A 17,861-nucleotide genomic window follows, 5' to 3' on the forward strand; every position below is an offset into this window, starting at 1 on the left:
GGAGGCTTCCGCTGTCATAGGGTCTCGACTGGAAGTGCGCGCACGAGCAGTTCATCCTGGCCGAGCAGCCGTTCGAGTTCGCGACGGTATTGGCGCCACCACGCCCGATCGAGACTGCCCACCATGACTTCGATCACGATGACGGTATCTTCTTCAGTGCCCTCGTCATTGGACCAAAGCCCTTTTGCGGGGGAATTGAGATAGGCCGTCACACCGCCATGGCGCTCCGTCATCTCGCGCTGAATTGTCGCGATAATGTCTCCGATGTCGACCGTCGCTTGCGGCGCTGCCGGAATAAACAACTGAATCAAATGCATGTGGAATTCTCCTCGTCTCGCAAACTTCGCAGGTCTGACGAGGTTCCAGCCCGGCTCTAAATCTGGTGCGATGTCATGGTGTCGGCTCCGCGCCGAAATCGCCGATATCCGTCGGACAACAAGGAAAGCGGCAGCAGGCGGTGGTCGCCGTCGTGCAAGGTGCTCCGGCCGCGGTGGCGAGCCCAGACGCAATGTGCAGTCACAGGGCTGATCAAGCATCCCTTTTCAGATCCCGAAGACAGATACCAATTAGTCTTGACTCATCAATTAGTCACGGCTATTGTGTTTGCATGATCGAGACCACCCCAATTACGAGCGTCATGCGCGCCCTTGCCGATCCCACTCGGCGGGCCGTGTTCGAGCAGATCGTCCTCTCCAAGGAGATCACCGTCGTCGAACTGACACGGGCGAGCACCGTCACTCAGGGCGCCGTCTCGCAGCACCTCAAGGCGCTGAAGCAGGCGGGCCTCGTCGCCGAGCGCCCCGAGGGCCGCAATGTCTATTACCGCGCCGAGCCCGAAGGCCTTGCGCCGCTTGTGGACTGGATGAGCCATTACGGCACCTTCTGGCGCGAGCGTTTTGCCGATCTCAGAACCTTGCTGAAGGAAATCGATCCATGACCGACACCGCATTGAAGCCCGACACGCAGGAGATTGTCGTCGACGAAGTGTTCCCGCACGCGCCGGAAACAATCTGGAAAACGCTGACGTCAGCCGAGTTGATGGGCCGCTGGCTGATGATGCCGGCGGGCTTCGAGCCGGTCGAAGGCAAGCGCTTCACCTACCAGACGACGCCGGCCGGCGCCTGGGACGGCACCATTCACTGTGAGGTGCTGGAGGTGAAGCCGAATGAGCGTCTCTCCTATGCCTGGAAAGGCGGACATGCCGAGAATGCCGGCTACGGCTCGCCGCTCGATACCGTCGTCACCTTCCTTCTCTCCAGGACGGAAAACGGCACACGGCTGCGTCTCGTTCATTCCGGCTTCCTGCTTCCGAGGAATGAAACCGCCTTCCAGAAGATGGGCGAAGGCTGGAAGAAGGTCGTGAAGAATATCGGCGCCCTCGCCGGCAGCGAGGACTGATCCGGCACCAGCCACATCACAAATTTGTTCAGGAGAAAGCAATGAGCAAGCCTTATACCGGCGGCTGCGCCTGCGGCGCCATCCATTACGAGATCTCGGCCGAGCCGATTGCGATGAACGACTGCCAGTGCCGCGACTGCCAGCGGACGAGCGGCACCGGCCACGGATCCTATCTGACCTTCCCAAGCCGGCAGGCTGTGAAGCTTGAAGGAGAGGCCAGCCACTGGCAGATGGTCGCCGACAACGGCAATGTCAAAACCCGCGGCTTCTGCCCGGCCTGCGGCGCGCCTGTTTATCTGACCTTCTCCTACATGCCCGATTTCTTCACCATCCACGCCGCCAGCCTCGACGAGCCGGAGCGATATCAGCCGCAAATGGCAACCTACACCGTGCGCGGCCTCGCCTGGGATCGGGTCGACCCTGATGTGGCGAAATTCGAAAAGATGCCGCCGATGTGAGGCTGGCGTAGCGCCTCAAAATGGTGCTCTCGGGTGCTTGGTCGCGAGCGGGGAAGGGGCCGCTCACGACATCGTCGCTTGCCCAACAGGGGTCGAGTTTCTTCCTGTCATTGCCGATCCAGCATAAATTGCCTTTGACATTCCGTCGCACAGAATATAACCATTTGGCTATATAGCTAATTGGTGATGCATGGACGACAGGCTTGATGCGATTTTTTCCGCCCTCTCCGACCCCACACGGAGAGCAATTCTGGCGCGGCTTGCCAACGGCAAGGCGACGGTGGCCGAGCTTGCCGATCCGTTCGAACTGTCTCAGCCCGCCATCTCGAAGCACCTCAAGGTCCTGGAACAGGCCGGGTTGATCCGCTCCGGCCGGGAAGCGAATTCGCGTCCCCGCATTCTCGAGCCGGCAGCCTTGAAGACAATTGCAGATTGGATCGCCGATTACAGGCGCTTCTGGGATGAAAGCTTTGATCGTCTCGATGACTATCTGTCCAAGGTACAAGGAAACGAAAAATGACCAATCCAGAGACCGCAACAGACAACAGCCATGACCTGGTTCTCGTGCGAAAGTTCGATGCGCCCTGCGATCTCGTTTTCAGGGCATGGACCGACCCGAAAGCCTTGGCGCAATGGTGTGGGCCTCACGGTTTCAAGGCAGTGGGCGACAGGCTGGAAGCCTGGCCCGGCGGCAAACACCGCGCCTGTCTGATTGCCCCGGATGGAGAGGAGCATTGGGTCGGCGGAAAATATCTGGAGGTCGAGCCGCCGCACAGGCTTGTGTTCACACATGCCTGGGAGACCGGAACCGGCGAAACCAGCCCCGAAACCATCGTCACCATCACCTTCAGGGAAAGCGATGGAGGCACGGAAATGACTTTTCGGCAGAGCGGATTTGCAAGCGCATCCTCACTTGAGGGTCATGAATCCGGTTGGTCGCAAAGTTTCGAGCGATTGAACTCTTTTCTGGGAACCGCCGAAGGGCAAAATCATGGGTAAGGCGACGATGAAGCTCTACTATTGCGAGACGCTCAATCCGCGGAAGGCCTGCGCCGCCGCGCGTTTTCTTCAAGCCGACGTCGAGTTCGTCAGGGTTGACCTGGCCAGCGGAGAGCAGCGCACCGCGGAATTCCTGGCGCTGAACCCGAACGGAAAGGTCCCGGTGCTGCAGGATGATGCCGGAACCTTATGGGAAGCGAACGCCATCATGTGCCGGTTGTCTGACGCAGTCGCGTCGGATTTCTGGCCGCATGACCATCGGCAGACCGACGTGCTGCGCTGGTTGAGCTGGGATGCCAGCCATTTCACCCGGCACGGGGCAACGCTGTGGTTTGAAAGCTTGATCAAGCCGTTGTTCGGCGGGAAGCCTGACCTCGCCCTGATCGAGGATGCGAAGACGAACTTTCGGCTCCATGGCCGGGTGCTCGACGATCATCTGGCCGCCAACAGCGTCGCCGTCGGGAAGACACTGACCGTGGCGGATTTCGCACTGGCAGCTGCACTTCCTTATGCAACCGCTGCCGACATCCCGCTCGCCGAATTCCGGCATATGCAAAAATGGTACGGACGGCTTGAAGAACTGGATGCGTGGCAAAACCCTTTTCCAGCCTGAGAAGCGCGAGCGAAGGGTTATTGCGAGCCTGAGAGGCGTTACCGCAGAGGTAATATTGAAGATTATCTTCGTATTTCGACATCTTCTCTTCAACAACGCTTTGTGCATATATTGACCCTTCGCCGAGAACGTCACGCCGCAACCGGCCGCGGTCGCCGCAAGGCGTCCTGGGAATTGCCAAACCGGCGGGTGGATTCTGTCGTGAGCACCACAAGATACTTGCTGATCTTGCCGCTGATGGCGGTCGTGGCCTACATGGCGATCGTGGCTCTGGTCTATTTTTCGCAGCGAAGCCTGCTTTATCCCGGAGCCGGCGCCGCATCTGGTGCCGAGGATGCGCGTTGGGGCGAGTCGGTCAACATTAGAACGCCCGACGGGGAGAAGCTTCAGGGACTGTACAGCCAGGGCGACAGCGACAAGCCCTGCGTGCTCCTCTTTTTCGGCAACGGCGACCGCGTCGACAATTACGCGTTTCTCGCACAGGCGCTGGCTGCACGCAGGATTGGATTGCTGGCGATTTCCTATCGCGGCTATCCCGGCTCGACCGGCTCACCCAGCGAGCAGGGCCTGCTGACGGACGGCATCGCCGCGTTCGACTGGCTTTCAGCACATGCCGGAAGCGAGATTGTTGTGCTCGGCCGGTCACTTGGCACCGGCGTTGCTGTGAACACGGCCGCGAACAGGCCGGCCGGGGGCGTCATCCTCGTGTCTCCGTACCTGTCGGTTCTGTCGGTTGCGCAGGCGCGCTATCCGTACCTCCCGGCTGAAATTCTTCTCAAGGATCCGTTTCGATCGGACCTCAACATAGGCAAGGTCAGACAACCGAAGTTGTTCCTCCACGGCCGGCTTGATGACAGCATCCCGCTGTCTTCAGGGCAGGCGCTGTACGAGATCGCACCCGAGCCCAAGCGGATGCTGATCTATGACCGCGCGGGTCACAACGATATCTTCAGCGATGGCCTGGTCGGTGACGTCATCCGTTTCGTGGAAGCGCTGAAAGGAAACGGTCCTGGATCCCGTCACGAACGGGAGCCGGTTCTCGGCGAGACCCGGTCTGAGGGCGAAGATCATCGCGGTGGTTCGGCTTCGAATCCATAAGCTCTTTCAACGAGCGCCACACGGATTTCATAACGCGTATACCAGTCTGCCCGGCCCCGGCGTTGCGCTTCGACGTGATCGACGACCGCTTTCCAGGCCCGGATGCTTTCTTCGTCCCTCCAATAAGAGTTGATGATGCCGAACCCATCAGCACGGCGGGCGCTTTCGAAACCCAGAAATCCGGGCTGCTGCTTTGCCAGTTCCACCATCGCAGCGCCGACGTCACCGTAGCCGTCCTCGACCTCCGTTCGTTACGACGAGAAGCAGACGACGTAATAGGGCGGTGCAGGTAAGGTCGCGATAGACATGCCAAAACCTCGTTGCGACGAGTGGACATCTTTGCAACCATCCGTCGTGCGGTCAATTCGCAACCCAATACCGGCACAGGCTACGTCAGCCCCCTTCGCCGTCCCCGACCCCAAGCTGCCGTGGAAATCAATCGAGGCGGCCGCGGAAAAGCATCTCGTTGCCGTGGGACTTACGCATGCGCCGGACGCCAGTGGGGATAGGTGACATAGGCGGTGACGGCGCCCTCCTCATGCGAGCGGATCGTCACGGTCTCGCCCTTCGGCATGTAGACGATCTCGCCCGGCCCGGCGCTGACCGTTCCCGCCTCTGCCGAAATCGAAAGCCGCCCTTCCAGAACGATCATCACGTCGTCGACCGCCATGGTTTCGGTCAGGCTCTGGCCAGGGGCGTAGCGTCCGTAACCGATGGTGATCGGCCCGCCATGCCGCTCATCGACGAGATTGCCGACGAGAATGTCTGCCTCCTGCCCCGGGGAACGCTCCAGCGAAGCGTCGGCGATCGCGAATTTCTGCATCTTCATTGTCTACCTCCATGCCGCCGGCTTAGGTAACGCGGAAATCTCCCGCGCCAAGTCCTCAGCGTGGCGCGATATCCCGCCATTGGAATGATCTGCGACACTCGGAAGGCCTCGCCAGCAAACGAAGGCGCGCTGAAACGAAGTGCTCTGACGCCGGTCCAGCGGCGCGATACGCTGCGCCGGCGGCGAGTTGAGTGGGAATGCACCCCCGCTCTCCGTCATTCCAGGCCTTGAGCCTGGAATCCATGGCCTTGGCCCATCACGCGCCGCGGATCCTGGGCGAACGACAACGAAAGGCGCCGCCCTGCCCTGCGTATCGGATCGACATGGCGCTTGCCGGCCACGCCGCAGAGCCACGAAAGCCTCGACTTCATCGGCGCATGGAGCGGCAGAAGCCGCGTCGTCAGCATCCATTTGCCAGCCTGCAACTGAGCTCCAGCGCATCCAAGGCGTGTGATGATTGACAGAGTTCTACCAAGAAAGAGCTAATTGGAAAGTCCAAAGGATCGGAGCATAGTCCGCCCAGTGGGGTTCAGCGCGCGTGGGAAAAGCGGGACACAGGACTCCTGCGGCCACGCCTCGACGACTTAGCAGGCAACATTGACAGGTTGATGCGGAGGTAGCGTGATGGCGCAGGGCGTCGTTTCTCTCAGCGGGACTCTGACTCAGAATCAGACTTTGGCGGCAAATGTCACCGATGTTGACGGGTTACCGTCAGGGACGGTCATTACCTATCAGTGGCAGCAGAGCAGCGATAACGGTGCCACCTGGAGCAACATAACAGGTGCAGCCACAGCCGCCCTGACCTTGCAGCAGGCTCAGGTCGGAAAGCGGGTGCGGGCAACCGCTGCTTACACCGATGCTTTGGGCAACCAGGAACTGGTTGCCAGCACCACCAATACCGCTGTCGCCAACGTGAGCGACATAGGCGTAGTCGCGATCACCGGTACACCCGTACAAGGCCAGGCCCTGGCCGCCGCGATCTCGGATCTGGATGGGCTCGCCAACGTGGCGATCACCTATCGTTGGCAGCAACTGATCGGAACCACCTGGAGCAACATCGCGAACGCCAACGGTTCAACGTGGACGCTTCAGGCAGCGCAGGTCGGCAGGCAGGTCCGCGTCCAGGTAACCTATACCGATCAGTCGGGAGGAACCGAAAACAATCGAACCAGCCTGGCCACATCCCCGATCGTCGCGAGCAATCCTGCCGGCAACGACATTGGCATCGTCTCCATCATCGGGGCCGCAACTCAAAATCGGACGATCGCGGCTGGTGTTACCGATGTTGACGGGCTCCCGGCCGGGACCATCGTCGCCTACCAATGGCAGCAAAGCAGCAATGGCGGCGGCACGTGGAGCAACATTGCCGGCGCCACTGCGAAAACACTCAGCCTGCAGCAAGCACTGGTTGGGGAGCAGGTTCGAGCGACCGCCACGTACACCGATGCCCTTGGCAACAACGAGACGGTCGCCAGCGGTCCGACGACGGCAGTCGCCAACTTGAACGACGCAGGCGTGGCGACGATCACCGGTACGCCCGTTCAAGGACAAGCCCTGACTGCGGCCGTTACCGACCTCGATGGGCTCGCCAACGTGTCGATCACCTATCGCTGGCAGCAGTTGATCGGGACGACCTGGACCGACATCGCCGGAGCCACCGGTCCGAACTGGACACTCCAGGCGGCGCAGGTGGGCAGGCAAGTTCGTGTCAGGACCACTTACACCGATCAGCTGGGTGGTGTCGAAGCCAACCGGGCGAGCACGCCGACCGCAGCCATTGTCAGTGCCAACAACCACCCGGGTGTGCTTGGCATCAGCGGCACCGCGACGCAAGGTCAGGTGTTGACGGCCGCTGTCACCGACGCGGACGGTGTGCCGGGATCCGTGACCTATCAGTGGCAGCAGAGCAGCAACGGCACCACCTGGAGCAATATCGGTGGAGCGACTGCCAAGACGCTGACCCTGCAGCAGGCCCAGGTCGGCAATTTCGTGCGGGCAACGGCCAGTTACATCGACAACCTGGGCAACAGCGAGAATGTCACCAGCCCAGCGACGCCCTCGGCAGTCGCCAATGTCAATGATCCCGGCGTGATCTCGATCACTGGCATAGCGAGCCAGGGCCAGACCTTGACCGCCAGCCTCAGTGACATCGATGGCCTGCCGGCAAGCGTCAGCTATCTGTGGCAGAGCAGCGACAACGGCACGACGTGGAGTGACGTCGCGGGCGGGCAAAGCCTGACACTGGGCAGCAGTCTCGTCGGCAAGCGCGTGCGGGTCAATGCCACTTATACCGACCTGCTTGGCACTGGCGAGACCGTCGTGAGCGCGGCGACTGCCCCGATTACCTCCGTAAGTTCCAGCCCCGTCAGCCTCTTCACCACCCAGACACCGGCCCAACCCAACTTCACCGACGGGCCTGGAGTGGACTGGGAAGTCGGGATGCGCTTCGTCAGCAGCAATACCGGTTCGATCCAGGCGGTCCGCTATTACAAGGCCCCCAGCGAGACCGGCACGCATGTCGGCCGCATCTGGTCGGCTACCGGGCAGCAACTGGCAAGCGTCACCTTCACCAACGAGACCGCCTCAGGCTGGCAGCAGCAGACTTTGGCAAGCCCGCTGGTCATCAATGCGGGCACCACCTATGTCGTCTCGGTCAATGCCAACAGCTACTATTCGCTGACCTCGAACGGCTTTGCCAACCCGATCAGCAATGGCGGATTGACCGCCCCGGTCGGCGCCGGCGTCTACAACGATACCATCGGCACGTTTCCGACCCTGGTCTACCAGAATGAAAACTACTTCCGCGATGTCGTGTTTTCTGCCGCGGCGGCGAATCCCGACAACCACCCGGGTGTGCTTGGCATCAGCGGCACCGCGACGCAAGGTCAGGTGTTGACGGCCGCTGTCACCGACGCGGACGGTGTGCCGGGATCCGTGACCTATCAGTGGCAGCAGAGCAGCAACGGCACCACCTGGAGCAATATCGGTGGAGCGACTGCCAAGACGCTGACCCTGCAGCAGGCCCAGGTCGGCAATTTCGTGCGGGCAACGGCCAGTTACATCGACAACCTGGGCAACAGCGAGAATGTCACCAGCCCAGCGACGCCCTCGGCAGTCGCCAATGTCAATGATCCCGGCGTGATCTCGATCACTGGCATAGCGAGCCAGGGCCAGACCTTGACCGCCAGCCTCAGTGACATCGATGGCCTGCCGGCAAGCGTCAGCTATCTGTGGCAGAGCAGCGACAACGGCACGACGTGGAGTGACGTCGCGGGCGGGCAAAGCCTGACACTGGGCAGCAGTCTCGTCGGCAAGCGCGTGCGGGTCAATGCCACTTATACCGACCTGCTTGGCACTGGCGAGACCGTCGTGAGCGCGGCGACTGCCCCGATTACCTCCGTAAGTTCCAGCCCCGTCAGCCTCTTCACCACCCAGACACCGGCCCAACCCAACTTCACCGACGGGCCTGGAGTGGACTGGGAAGTCGGGATGCGCTTCGTCAGCAGCAATACCGGTTCGATCCAGGCGGTCCGCTATTACAAGGCCCCCAGCGAGACCGGCACGCATGTCGGCCGCATCTGGTCGGCTACCGGGCAGCAACTGGCAAGCGTCACCTTCACCAACGAGACCGCCTCAGGCTGGCAGCAGCAGACTTTGGCAAGCCCGCTGGTCATCAATGCGGGCACCACCTATGTCGTCTCGGTCAATGCCAACAGCTACTATTCGCTGACCTCGAACGGCTTCGCCAACCCGATCAGCAATGGCGGATTGACCGCCCCGGTCGGCGCCGGCGTCTACAACGATACCATCGGCACGTTTCCGACCCTGGTCTACCAGAATGAAAACTACTTCCGCGATGTCGTGTTTTCTGCTGGATCAAGCGTTGCCTTGCGGGACAACAACACCATCTTCGTCAGTGAAACAGCGGGCGCTGCAACAATCACCGTCGTTCGCACAGGCAGCACGAGCGGGCCGCTGACACTGGAGTACACGACCAACGAGATCGGCGGAGCCGGAGCGGCACAGGCTGGAGCGGACTATACGCCGCCGACCTTCAATGGCCGAGCCAATACCGGGCAAGTTGTTTTCGCGGACGGCGAGAGCAGCAAGACGTTTGCAATCCCGATCGTCAATGACCCCGATGCCGAAGGGACCGAGACATTTTCCGTCGGCATCCAGAATCCCGGGCCTGGTGGCTCGCTGGCAGCGCCGCGGACTGTTCTGGTCTCGATCGTCGACGACGACTCCGCACCCACCATCTCCGTGAGCAATCCGGTCATCACCTTGTCGGAGGCGGCGGTCGCCGCCACGATCACGGTTCAGCGCAGTGGAAACATCGATGCCGCGGCCACCGTTGCATATGCTACGAGCAATGGCAGCGCGATCGCGGGCTCCGATTATACGACAACAACGGGCGTGCTCACATTTGCCGCCGGGCAGGCGATCCAGACCATTTCTGTTCCGCTGCTCAACAACACGACGGCCGAGAGCAACGAAAGCTTCACTGTAACCTTGAGCAACCCGACAGGCGCTGTCCTGGGGAGCCAAACGACCGCGACCGTCAACATCCTGGACGACGACAGCAACCTCGGCAATCTGGTCCGCCAGACCGTGGTGTCCGGCTTGACCGAGCCAACGACCCTGGATTGGACGCCCGATGGCCGCTATATGGTTGTCGCGCAACAGAATGGCGTTGTGCGGGTGGTGGACAACGGCACGTTGAGATCGACGCCGCTTGTCGATTTGTCCAGCCAGGTCAACTATACGCCCGGAGATCGGGGGATGCTGGGGCTGGCAATTCATCCGAACTTCGCGGCAAATCCATACGTCTATCTGCTCTACACTTACGACCCGCCGGAAACTGCGAATGGAACCGGCCTGGCGGGACCTGATACCAAAGGGAACCGTCCTTCGCGTCTCGTTCGGCTTACGGTCAACCCCAACACGATGATCGCCGATCCGGCCAGCATGGTCGTGCTGGCCGGTACCAATAGCACCTGGGCATACACCAGCCGTCCGGATCTCGACAGTACCGGCGCTGTGAACATACCGCCATCGGGCATCGTTAACGGCACCACCATTACCGCCCCTGCAAGCCAGATCGAGGTGGGAACGCAGGACAACGATCCAGATCGCGCCGGAATCCAGAACCAGAATATTCGGGACTATCTGGCGACGGACAGTGACTCCCATTCCAATGGAGCTCTCCATTTCGGGCCTGACGGCATGCTGTACTTCAGCAACGGAGACGGCACGTCTTACAATTTCATGGACCCTCGCACGGTTCGCGCTCAAGACGTTCACAATCTGTCCGGCAAAGTCCTGAGGATAGATCCGATGACCGGCGCGGGCGTTCCGGGGAACCCCTTCTATGACCCCGCAGATCCCAACAGCAATCAGTCCAAGGTCTTCTATTCCGGCGTGCGCAACGCCTATCGCTTCACCTTCGATCCGGTGACCAACCTGCCCGTGCTCGGAGATGTCGGCTGGAACAGTTGGGAGGAAATAAATACCGGTCCCGCCGGATCGAATTTCGGTTGGCCGTATCTGGAAGGTCCCGGCCGAACGGGCGGCTACCAGGATCTCCCTCAGGCGATCAGCTTCTACAACAATGGGAACCGAAACAGTCCTTCCGATCAGGCTGCTGTTTTTCCGCTGCTATCGAGAAGCCACGGCGCGCCTGACGGCGCCTCCGCGATCACGGTCGGGGATTTCTACAACAACGATACCCTGATGTTTGCGGATCTTGTCAATGGAAATGTGTACACCGCAACAATGAACGCAAGCAGGCAGATCACGAACGTACAGGTCTTCGACACCGGCGTCCCCTACCTGGTAGACATCGCGAAGGGACCGGACGGCTGGCTTTACGGTGCTGATTTGGGCACCGGCACCATCCGTCGCTGGGCAGACCCCAATGTGCCGACCGGCGGGAACCTGTTGGCACCGACTTGAGCCGTAGCACATCGGCAGCCCCCTTATGCAGTATTGAACGCGTAACAGGCGATGCCGAGACAATGAGGGAGGCTGGCGATGCCGCCGAGAGCTAATCGGTCAAGCTCAGGGTTCAAGAATATTGGGATATTGAACTTCCTCCGCAAAATCCTGGTAGCAGTACTTCTGCCAGTTCTTTCAGCAAATCTTTCATTCGGTGCGGAAAGGACATTTAAACTTCCTGGCTTCACCCACCCGTTTAGAGTTACGACGGAGCGCAATCAGCCGGGCGGCTTTACAATGGTGAAAGACCCGCTGGATCAGTACAACGCGGCCAAGGTGTTCAAATTTTCGATCAACCCAGGTCCGTGCGTACGGGACGACTGCGAGCAACAGTCGGCTCGCGCGACGGTTCAGCAGGGACGCAAGGCCAAGCAACCCAAGGAGGCATGGTATGGTTGGGACATGTATTTCGTGCCCGACTTTCCGATTGGTTCGAAGCAGGTCAGAGGTCACGAGATATTCGTCGAATTCAAGGATCAGGACCAATGCCAACTCGTGGCCCTGACCACCAATCCCCATAGCAACGACCAATTCCTTTCATGGAGTATGGAAAAGCCAAGCGGGAAGCAGATGACCCAGTTCGGCGGTGACTGTATTGACCTTTTTGACATGCGCGTCGCGCCCATCAGCGAACTGGCGGGCGCTTGGCACCGTTTCGAACTCCTTGTTCGATGGACCAGGGAAGGCGACGGACGCTTCATGATGTTTCTGGATGGGAAGCAGGTCGTGGACTATCACGGCGTTACCTGTTTTTCATGCGATAAGCTAAATTACTTTCTTTTCGGCAACTACCTGTGTTGCACGACTGGCACCAAATTGGTGGTGCCCGCGACGGTCTACTATCGCTACGTCAGCATGGCGAAGTCGCGTGAGGCTCTCGTTTGGAAGTAGTTCAGCAGGATCGACGGCGATGGGGCGGCTCCGCGAACAACGAAGTTTGCGGAGCCGAAGTGCACGGAGGGAGGTGGGCGGCGCCATAAGGCCGCGGGTGTTAGAACCCCTCACCTTGATACGATCCGAGGATGAGCTCGACTGAACATCACTCGGCGATTTCTTTCGAATTCTCCTGGAAGTGGGCTCGGGCAGTCTCGTCAAGATCGATCAGCTTGTCGATCGCTTCCTCAATCAGCGGCGAGATGATCGGGCGTAGAGCGGCTCCGGTAGGATGCCGACAAAAAAGCCCCGCCGTAACGGGGCAAGTCTTGACAACACGGATCGCACAGGAGGAACACCCGTGCTTTCCTGTTGCTTCAACGAAAGAGGGACTGGCTATGTTCCGATACGGTGTTGGACACAGTAGAACGCAGCTTCATCTTCTCATTGAGCACTTGAAGAAGGCGTTATTTGTCTCGCCAGGGAGGTTCTGACTGGATACAGCAACATTGCTAAACCTCCCTGGCGTCCTCTTGACAAGGATGAATAAAATCTAGCTCGACTCTTACCAAGAAAAAGACGGACTTAAGTCGGGCATTGGGCGCCGTGGTTTTGTAGTGCGGTTCAAGCATGACGCAAAAAAAGCCCCGCAGCTCAGCGGGGATTAGCAGATTGGGGTTTTTTTTGGCTTTGCGCACCTAGGCGCTGCACAACTATTCTCAACGATGTTTTCTTTACTGCAATAAGTACGACTTTATCACTTTGACTTAGGGTCGAATGCATAAATGTGCGAAACCGCACTGACGGTTGGTCTTAGAAGGCTGATGCACTACGGTTTTCTTATCGCGCTCCGAGCGAACTGTTGCGACGCTTAGGGAGGATGATATGGCGGACTTCAATCTCTTACTTCAGCTGGAAGACGTGAACGTGATTTCGGATGCTGTTCGTACTTGGTTCCGGCACAATCACGCCGCGCCGACGGAACAATCAATGCAGCTTCTTTGCAGCTCGGCAGTCGACCTATTTAATGAAGGACATAAGACGCGCGAGGAGCTGGTCACGCTGCTGATCATGAAGTTTGATAGCAGTCATTCGCTGCAGGTCAACGCGCCGACGTCCACATCTCATCATTGACCAGTGATATCGGCCATGAATGCCGAGCGCCGGCAGGTGACCGACAGGGTCGCCACGCAAGCGGCCTTTCCAATTCAGGCCATCTCCGCTCATTACGATTTCGCTTTCCGCCAGCCGGCGGCCCAAGCTTAAATTCCGAGCAGAACCATCGTTCTCCATACGTGGGGCTGATCTTCGTCTGCTCGTCGTATCGCTGCCCCGGCACATGGAAGATGCGCTCGCCAGTCTCGATGGAGATGTTGCCCTTGATCCTGCACGATAGACCGGAGCCGCCAGAAGCGCCCCAGGAGGCCAGCATGTCGCTTGCGGTCCAGCCGCCGGCTGCACCAAACGCGACCGCGCCGATGACCAAACCCGGCGCCCTGAACAGCACCGATTTCTTCTGCGGAACGCGATACTCCTGACGCATGCCGCATCCCCGTCATTCGCGCGAGGATTGTAGCCGCGCTAGAGCATGGCGAATATCTATCCAAAAGGCTTATCTGGACCTGCTTGGGCTGAGCGGCCCTGAAGGTTCCAGTGCGCCGGACTACTTGGCGACATGCCAAACTCCGCCGACGCCATCGCCGGTCATATCGCCAGGCTTCTTGTCTCCGGCGAAGGTGTAAAGCGGCTTTCCTTGGTAAGCCCACATCTCCTTGCCGTCGGCCGCCTTGACAAGTGACCATTCGCCTTCGGCCTTGGCCTTGGCGGCGGCGTGGAAGGCCGGCCATTTCTTCAAGCAGGCCTCGTCGCAGTTTGATTTGCCCATGGCGTCTTTGTCGAACGTATAGAGTGTCATACCTTTGGCGTTTGCCAGGATCTTACCCATCTTCGTGTCGACCATTTTGGCCGGTTCCGCTGCAAAAGCCGAAAAGACAGTCGCAGCCAACAGGCCCATGGAGACGATCAGCGTTTTCATGAATACCTCCAGTTCGGGAGTGCCAGCGGGATCTGGCAGGGTCCGATGTGAGCAAGAAACGCTCCGGCGAGGTGGCGGTTCCGTGATCTAACTGACGGCGATGCAGATTCGGATTTGTCTTGTGTGGATGAGCGACGGGGCTGTAGCCTGGCTGCGGCATTGGCTCAAGATTAACTGATGAACCCCGCGTTTAAAAAAAGCCCCGCGCGGCTCGCGGGGCCAGTGAGCGTGCATGGCAAGGCGGTTGAGGGCGCCTAGCGCACGCTCAGGACTAACGTAGGGCCGCGATGAAGGTTCCCGAGGCTCATCCTTTTGGCGGGCGTCAAATCAGCAGCCGACGTCAGTCGCACCAATCATTTCGCTGCTTCGGGCTCCACGTCCTGGCGAAACCTTCCGAAGCAGCTTCTTGCCGATTTCTTCACCATTCGTACGGTAGATGTTGATGAGCGGCCGATGCGATGGCGTCTTGTCGACCGAGCCGCTGAACACCACCCTCAGACCCTTTTCAGCCAGAAGCTCTTTTAACCTGCCCTTGGCGATCAGGGCCAGCTTCCATTCCTTCATGCATTCGGCATGGCTCCCGATCTCCGGCCTCTCGATGCCGGAGACGAACGGAACTCCTTCCCCAGCAGTCTCATGTTCTGCCCATCCCATTTCACGGTGTCGCAGTCGACCGCCGTCAGAGAGGCGCAGATGATCAGCCCAGCAATCATCTCGAGGAGCTCCGTTTCCTCAATTCATTCCATGTGGTCGCCATCTGGGGCGAATTGGTCAGCGCCGGCTTGCCGCTGTCGCTCATCCAACCTCCTGGAAAGTCGATGCCGGATCAATGGACCATTTCGGCCAAAACTCCAATGCCAAAAAACCCCGCCTTCGGTAGGGCGGGGCCAGTTATGGGTTGCGCTGGGCCGCACATCGAAGTGTCGAGAGGCTGCTGTGGAACAAATCTCACCACGGCCTAAGGTCCTACGACAGCGCTGCCTATTATTGTTCCCGTCCTAAGTTCTTTTCATGAGCCTGTCGGCCGACCATGTAATTCCAGCAGTTTTTCGGAGTGCTCCTCGACCCTCCTGCATGCCTCCCGGCACTGCACTTCCACCGCCGGTAATACATCAAAAGGACGCCCCGATCGTCCTTTGAGCAATGTGGCAAAAGCGCATCGTCAGGACCAAGCTGTAAGGGTTCGTGTTTGGAGCAGTGCCATGGTGCTGGTCGAATACTGCCTGCACAAGCTTGGAAGCTTTTTTTACAACACTTATTATCTGAATGGTAAGGCAATGGCGCTCAGTTTCGCCATTTCCATCGGCCTGGTTCTGACGGTTTTCGCGGTGGAGCTCACCTATGTGGGGTTCGGCAGTTCCGGGTTCCGTCGGGTTTTCTTCGAACGCAGCAAATCCACAATCACCGACATCGTCTATTTCGTCCTTCAGGCGACGGGAATGATTACGTTATTCGCGGCCCTCGCATCATTTGGTCTGTCCTATGCCATCACCCACGCGGCTCAGGATGCCCCCCACCTGGGCCTTGCCCGGAGGCTGCCTGGCTTGGCACATGTTCTCTTGTTCCTAGTGCTGTCAGACTTCTTGAGCTATTGGCAGCATCGGTTGATGCACCGGCTGCCCGTACTATGGCGGCTGCACGAATTTCACCACGCAGCCGAAGAGTTCAACGCGCTGACTTCGTCGCGGGAGCATCCGCTGGAGAAGGCCATAAACATGGCCATTATGGTCGTTCCGGCGCTGCTTATCGGCCTGCCAACGGCCGAATTCGCCTTCGTGACCATCACCTTTGGCGCCATTGGTCTGGTCAAGCACAGTGCCATTCCGTGGCATGGCTGGTTTGGCAAATACGTGATCCAGTCACCACGCGACCACTTCATCCATCACTCCCGAGTGCCGGAACATCACGACAAGAATTTCGCCAATTATTTCCCGATCTGGGATCATTTGTTCGGCACCTATTACGAGGGCGATGCAGACGGTGCAAAGCTCGGTCTGGACCGCGACTACTTCAACCAAACCGATCCGTTCCGCGAAACCATCGCCACGGAAATTCGTTTCTTCCAACGCGCGTGGCAAGCTGCCAAGGCCAAGTGCGGCATAAGCCCCATAAGGGGAAAACCTGCCTCGCCGCGGGGGCTGTCGGGCCACAAACAGCGCCGGTAGCGCGAAGCTGGCATCGCTCTGTTGTGATAAGCGACAGCTTTCTGGAATCAACGAACTAGAGCTTTTCCGGGTTAGATTGAAGCATTCTGTTGGCTCAAACGGAGTCGGATGGTCGACCGGCCGGCGCGCGTCGTAGCCCAGTTCTACGGCCAAGCCGGCCGGTCGATCAGCCGGCCCGTTTCAGCCAACCCTCCCGCAGATTTGCCTGGCAAATCTGCAAGACCTTGGAATCGCCGGACGCACTTGTCGCTTCGCCCACGGCGAAGCGGTGCGGCCGGTGGGCCGGGCATGCTTCCGCCAGGATCAAAGGCGATCGGCTCGGACGTACCTGGGGTATGCCCGTCGCCAATCGCCTTCGCCCTGACGAAAACCTGCTCCGGCAGAATGCTTCAATCTAACCCGGAAAAGCTCTAGCTCCGATTGACAGAAATGACAGCGCGTTTCGACCGTCCTCGATTGGGAAAAGCCGAAGCTTTCCCACTTCGCGCAGCCGGCGACACTGCAATAGTTCTCGATGATCAGTTAGCGCCCGGCGCTGCTGAATGCCCTTATGCCCTTCTCCACGAATAGTGATCATAGCAAACTCGTTTGCACCGGCTCCCCGGCGTTGCTGACGATGGTCGAACCGTAGGCCTCGCGCGAGATCACCCTGATTGCGTCGTTCGGCAGCGGGCGGGCGAGCGCCTTTGCCTCTTCCCACGGGGCGCGCATCCACACGTCGACTTCTTCTTGTGTCAGCAGCAGCACAGGCATCGCCCTTTGATGGATTGGCCGTACAACATCGTTCGGCTCGGTTGTGAGGAACGCGTAAAGGTCGTCGGTCGTCAATCCGTCCTTGACTTTGCGGACGCTTTGCCACTGCGGAACGTGGACGCCCGCGAAAAACATCAGCGGCTTGCCTTCGTCACGAGCGAACCAAGCGTTCGGGGTGCTTCCCCCGTCCTGTTTGCTGGCGGGGTCGGGTTCGGCAAAGCTGGTCACCGGCACTATGCAACGGCTCTGGACACCGAACCATTTCTTCCAGTGGGGAACATTCAGGTTCCGGATGTTGGTAACGCCCTTGTCGGGCTCCATACGGATGAGCATGTCCATGTCGACGGGCTTGCCCTTCTGGCGCAACTTCTCTGCCCGAGCCTCGGCCGCCTGCTTTATTACGAAAAATGGCGAGGGAAGACCCCACCTCGCATGGACAAGCTGCTTGCGGCCATCTGCTGTGTTGCGGACGATCGGGGCCATCTGGTCCGGGTTCATCTGGTAGGCCGGCATCAAGTTGACCAGACTCTCGACGTCTTGGGTCCACTTATTGACCCAATCCTTCGCGTCCATCCGGTATAAATTGCACACATCTCCCTCCCTCGGCGTCCATACGCCATTGTTGTCCACTTCGTTCGCGTCG

General features: G+C 59.4%; 16 protein-coding genes and 3 pseudogenes. 11 read left to right on the forward strand and 8 right to left on the reverse strand.

The window, feature by feature from the left end; translation table 11 throughout:
- Positions 1-14 precede the first annotated feature (14 nt).
- On the reverse strand, positions 15-317 hold the full coding sequence (locus tag J7U39_RS14195; RefSeq protein WP_210628763.1) for a hypothetical protein: 303 nt from the start codon (positions 315-317) through the stop codon (positions 15-17).
- A gap of 290 nt (positions 318-607) precedes the next feature.
- Between J7U39_RS14195 and J7U39_RS14200 the strand changes: the two genes are divergently transcribed.
- The 7 genes from J7U39_RS14200 to J7U39_RS14230 all read left to right on the forward strand — a co-directional run bounded on the left by J7U39_RS14200 (position 608) and on the right by J7U39_RS14230 (position 4,566).
- The gene (locus J7U39_RS14200; RefSeq protein WP_210628764.1) at positions 608-937 is read left to right on the forward strand and encodes a metalloregulator ArsR/SmtB family transcription factor; all 330 of its coding nucleotides are present in this window, start codon (positions 608-610) and stop codon (positions 935-937) included.
- Positions 934-1,398: an SRPBCC domain-containing protein gene (locus J7U39_RS14205; protein ID WP_085777333.1), complete on the forward strand. Its 465-nt coding sequence runs from the start codon at positions 934-936 to the stop codon at positions 1,396-1,398. The genes J7U39_RS14200 and J7U39_RS14205 overlap by 4 nt, the downstream gene beginning before the upstream one ends.
- Positions 1,399-1,439: 41 nt before the next feature.
- Positions 1,440-1,856 (forward strand): GFA family protein, encoded by a 417-nt coding sequence (locus J7U39_RS14210; RefSeq protein WP_210628765.1) that lies wholly within the window; start codon positions 1,440-1,442, stop codon positions 1,854-1,856.
- 190 nt (positions 1,857-2,046) lie between these two features.
- A complete protein-coding gene (locus J7U39_RS14215; RefSeq protein WP_210628766.1) occupies positions 2,047-2,376 on the forward strand; it encodes a metalloregulator ArsR/SmtB family transcription factor in 330 nt (109 codons plus the stop codon).
- Positions 2,373-2,855, forward strand: a complete 483-nt coding sequence (locus J7U39_RS14220; RefSeq protein ID WP_210628767.1) for an SRPBCC domain-containing protein — start codon at positions 2,373-2,375, stop codon at positions 2,853-2,855. The genes J7U39_RS14215 and J7U39_RS14220 overlap by 4 nt, the downstream gene beginning before the upstream one ends.
- Complete coding sequence (locus J7U39_RS14225) at positions 2,848-3,468, forward strand: glutathione S-transferase family protein (protein WP_210628768.1); 621 nt, start codon at positions 2,848-2,850, stop codon at positions 3,466-3,468. The genes J7U39_RS14220 and J7U39_RS14225 overlap by 8 nt, the downstream gene beginning before the upstream one ends.
- 201 nt (positions 3,469-3,669) lie before the next feature.
- Positions 3,670-4,566, forward strand: a complete 897-nt coding sequence (locus J7U39_RS14230; protein ID WP_210628769.1) for an alpha/beta hydrolase — start codon at positions 3,670-3,672, stop codon at positions 4,564-4,566.
- Here J7U39_RS14230 and J7U39_RS14235 read toward each other — a convergent pair.
- From J7U39_RS14235 to J7U39_RS14245, 3 genes and pseudogenes are all read right to left on the reverse strand, one after another.
- Positions 4,536-4,874, reverse strand: a pseudogene (locus J7U39_RS14235) (antibiotic biosynthesis monooxygenase). The gene J7U39_RS14230 and the pseudogene J7U39_RS14235 overlap by 31 nt on opposite strands.
- A 170-nt stretch (positions 4,875-5,044) precedes the next feature.
- Complete coding sequence (locus tag J7U39_RS14240; RefSeq protein WP_210628770.1) at positions 5,045-5,395, reverse strand: ethanolamine utilization protein; 351 nt, start codon at positions 5,393-5,395, stop codon at positions 5,045-5,047.
- A gap of 215 nt (positions 5,396-5,610) precedes the next feature.
- On the reverse strand, positions 5,611-5,802 hold the full coding sequence (locus J7U39_RS14245) for a hypothetical protein (RefSeq protein WP_210628771.1): 192 nt from the start codon (positions 5,800-5,802) through the stop codon (positions 5,611-5,613).
- Between the two features lie 217 nt (positions 5,803-6,019).
- Here J7U39_RS14245 and J7U39_RS14250 point away from each other — a divergent pair, with 217 nt between their 5' ends.
- From J7U39_RS14250 to J7U39_RS14260, 3 genes are all read left to right on the forward strand, one after another.
- Positions 6,020-11,350, forward strand: a complete 5,331-nt coding sequence (locus tag J7U39_RS14250) for a DUF4082 domain-containing protein (protein ID WP_210628772.1) — start codon at positions 6,020-6,022, stop codon at positions 11,348-11,350.
- Positions 11,351-11,479: 129 nt separating this feature from the next.
- Positions 11,480-12,283 carry a heparin lyase I family protein gene (locus tag J7U39_RS14255; RefSeq protein WP_210628773.1) on the forward strand — a complete coding sequence of 268 codons (804 nt, stop codon included), beginning with the start codon at positions 11,480-11,482 and terminating at the stop codon, positions 12,281-12,283.
- 867 nt (positions 12,284-13,150) lie between these two features.
- Complete coding sequence (locus tag J7U39_RS14260) at positions 13,151-13,399, forward strand: hypothetical protein (protein ID WP_210628774.1); 249 nt, start codon at positions 13,151-13,153, stop codon at positions 13,397-13,399.
- A gap of 92 nt (positions 13,400-13,491) precedes the next feature.
- On the opposite strand, the pseudogene J7U39_RS31805 reads toward J7U39_RS14260, so the two are convergent.
- From J7U39_RS31805 to J7U39_RS14270, 3 genes and pseudogenes are all read right to left on the reverse strand, one after another.
- A pseudogene (locus tag J7U39_RS31805) lies at positions 13,492-13,745 on the reverse strand (succinoglycan biosynthesis protein exoi).
- Positions 13,746-13,928: 183 nt separating this feature from the next.
- Entirely contained in the window at positions 13,929-14,300 is a 372-nt protein-coding gene (locus J7U39_RS14265) for a hypothetical protein (protein ID WP_210628775.1), read from the reverse strand.
- A gap of 340 nt (positions 14,301-14,640) precedes the next feature.
- A pseudogene (locus tag J7U39_RS14270) lies at positions 14,641-15,013 on the reverse strand (thermonuclease family protein).
- Positions 15,014-15,502: 489 nt separating this feature from the next.
- Here J7U39_RS14270 and J7U39_RS14275 point away from each other — a divergent pair.
- Complete coding sequence (locus J7U39_RS14275) at positions 15,503-16,465, forward strand: sterol desaturase family protein (protein ID WP_210628776.1); 963 nt, start codon at positions 15,503-15,505, stop codon at positions 16,463-16,465.
- Between the two features lie 573 nt (positions 16,466-17,038).
- On the opposite strand, the gene J7U39_RS14280 is transcribed toward J7U39_RS14275, so the two are convergent.
- On the reverse strand, positions 17,039-17,809 hold the full coding sequence (locus J7U39_RS14280) for an SOS response-associated peptidase (RefSeq protein WP_210628777.1): 771 nt from the start codon (positions 17,807-17,809) through the stop codon (positions 17,039-17,041).
- Between the last annotated feature and the right edge of the window lie 52 nt (positions 17,810-17,861).

It is taken from the genome of Rhizobium sp. NLR16a, assembly GCF_017948245.1.
In the GTDB taxonomy this organism is placed as follows: Bacteria; Pseudomonadota; Alphaproteobacteria; order Rhizobiales; family Rhizobiaceae; genus Rhizobium.

What these genes read in the sequence shown, in the direction of transcription:
- J7U39_RS14275 (WP_210628776.1), top strand. Translation starts at nt 15,503, where the DNA reads ATGGTGCTGGTCGAATACTGCCTGCACAAGCTTGGAAGCTTTTTTTAC.
- J7U39_RS14220 (WP_210628767.1), top strand. Translation starts at nt 2,373, where the DNA reads ATGACCAATCCAGAGACCGCAACAGACAACAGCCATGACCTGGTTCTC.
- J7U39_RS14250 (WP_210628772.1), top strand. Translation starts at nt 6,020, where the DNA reads ATGGCGCAGGGCGTCGTTTCTCTCAGCGGGACTCTGACTCAGAATCAG.
- J7U39_RS14245 (WP_210628771.1), bottom strand. Translation starts at nt 5,802, where the DNA reads ATGCTGACGACGCGGCTTCTGCCGCTCCATGCGCCGATGAAGTCGAGG.
- J7U39_RS14205 (WP_085777333.1), top strand. Translation starts at nt 934, where the DNA reads ATGACCGACACCGCATTGAAGCCCGACACGCAGGAGATTGTCGTCGAC.
- J7U39_RS14210 (WP_210628765.1), top strand. Translation starts at nt 1,440, where the DNA reads ATGAGCAAGCCTTATACCGGCGGCTGCGCCTGCGGCGCCATCCATTAC.
- J7U39_RS14215 (WP_210628766.1), top strand. Translation starts at nt 2,047, where the DNA reads ATGGACGACAGGCTTGATGCGATTTTTTCCGCCCTCTCCGACCCCACA.
- J7U39_RS14240 (WP_210628770.1), bottom strand. Translation starts at nt 5,395, where the DNA reads ATGAAGATGCAGAAATTCGCGATCGCCGACGCTTCGCTGGAGCGTTCC.
- J7U39_RS14200 (WP_210628764.1), top strand. Translation starts at nt 608, where the DNA reads ATGATCGAGACCACCCCAATTACGAGCGTCATGCGCGCCCTTGCCGAT.
- J7U39_RS14260 (WP_210628774.1), top strand. Translation starts at nt 13,151, where the DNA reads ATGGCGGACTTCAATCTCTTACTTCAGCTGGAAGACGTGAACGTGATT.
- J7U39_RS14225 (WP_210628768.1), top strand. Translation starts at nt 2,848, where the DNA reads ATGGGTAAGGCGACGATGAAGCTCTACTATTGCGAGACGCTCAATCCG.
- J7U39_RS14195 (WP_210628763.1), bottom strand. Translation starts at nt 317, where the DNA reads ATGCATTTGATTCAGTTGTTTATTCCGGCAGCGCCGCAAGCGACGGTC.
- J7U39_RS14265 (WP_210628775.1), bottom strand. Translation starts at nt 14,300, where the DNA reads ATGAAAACGCTGATCGTCTCCATGGGCCTGTTGGCTGCGACTGTCTTT.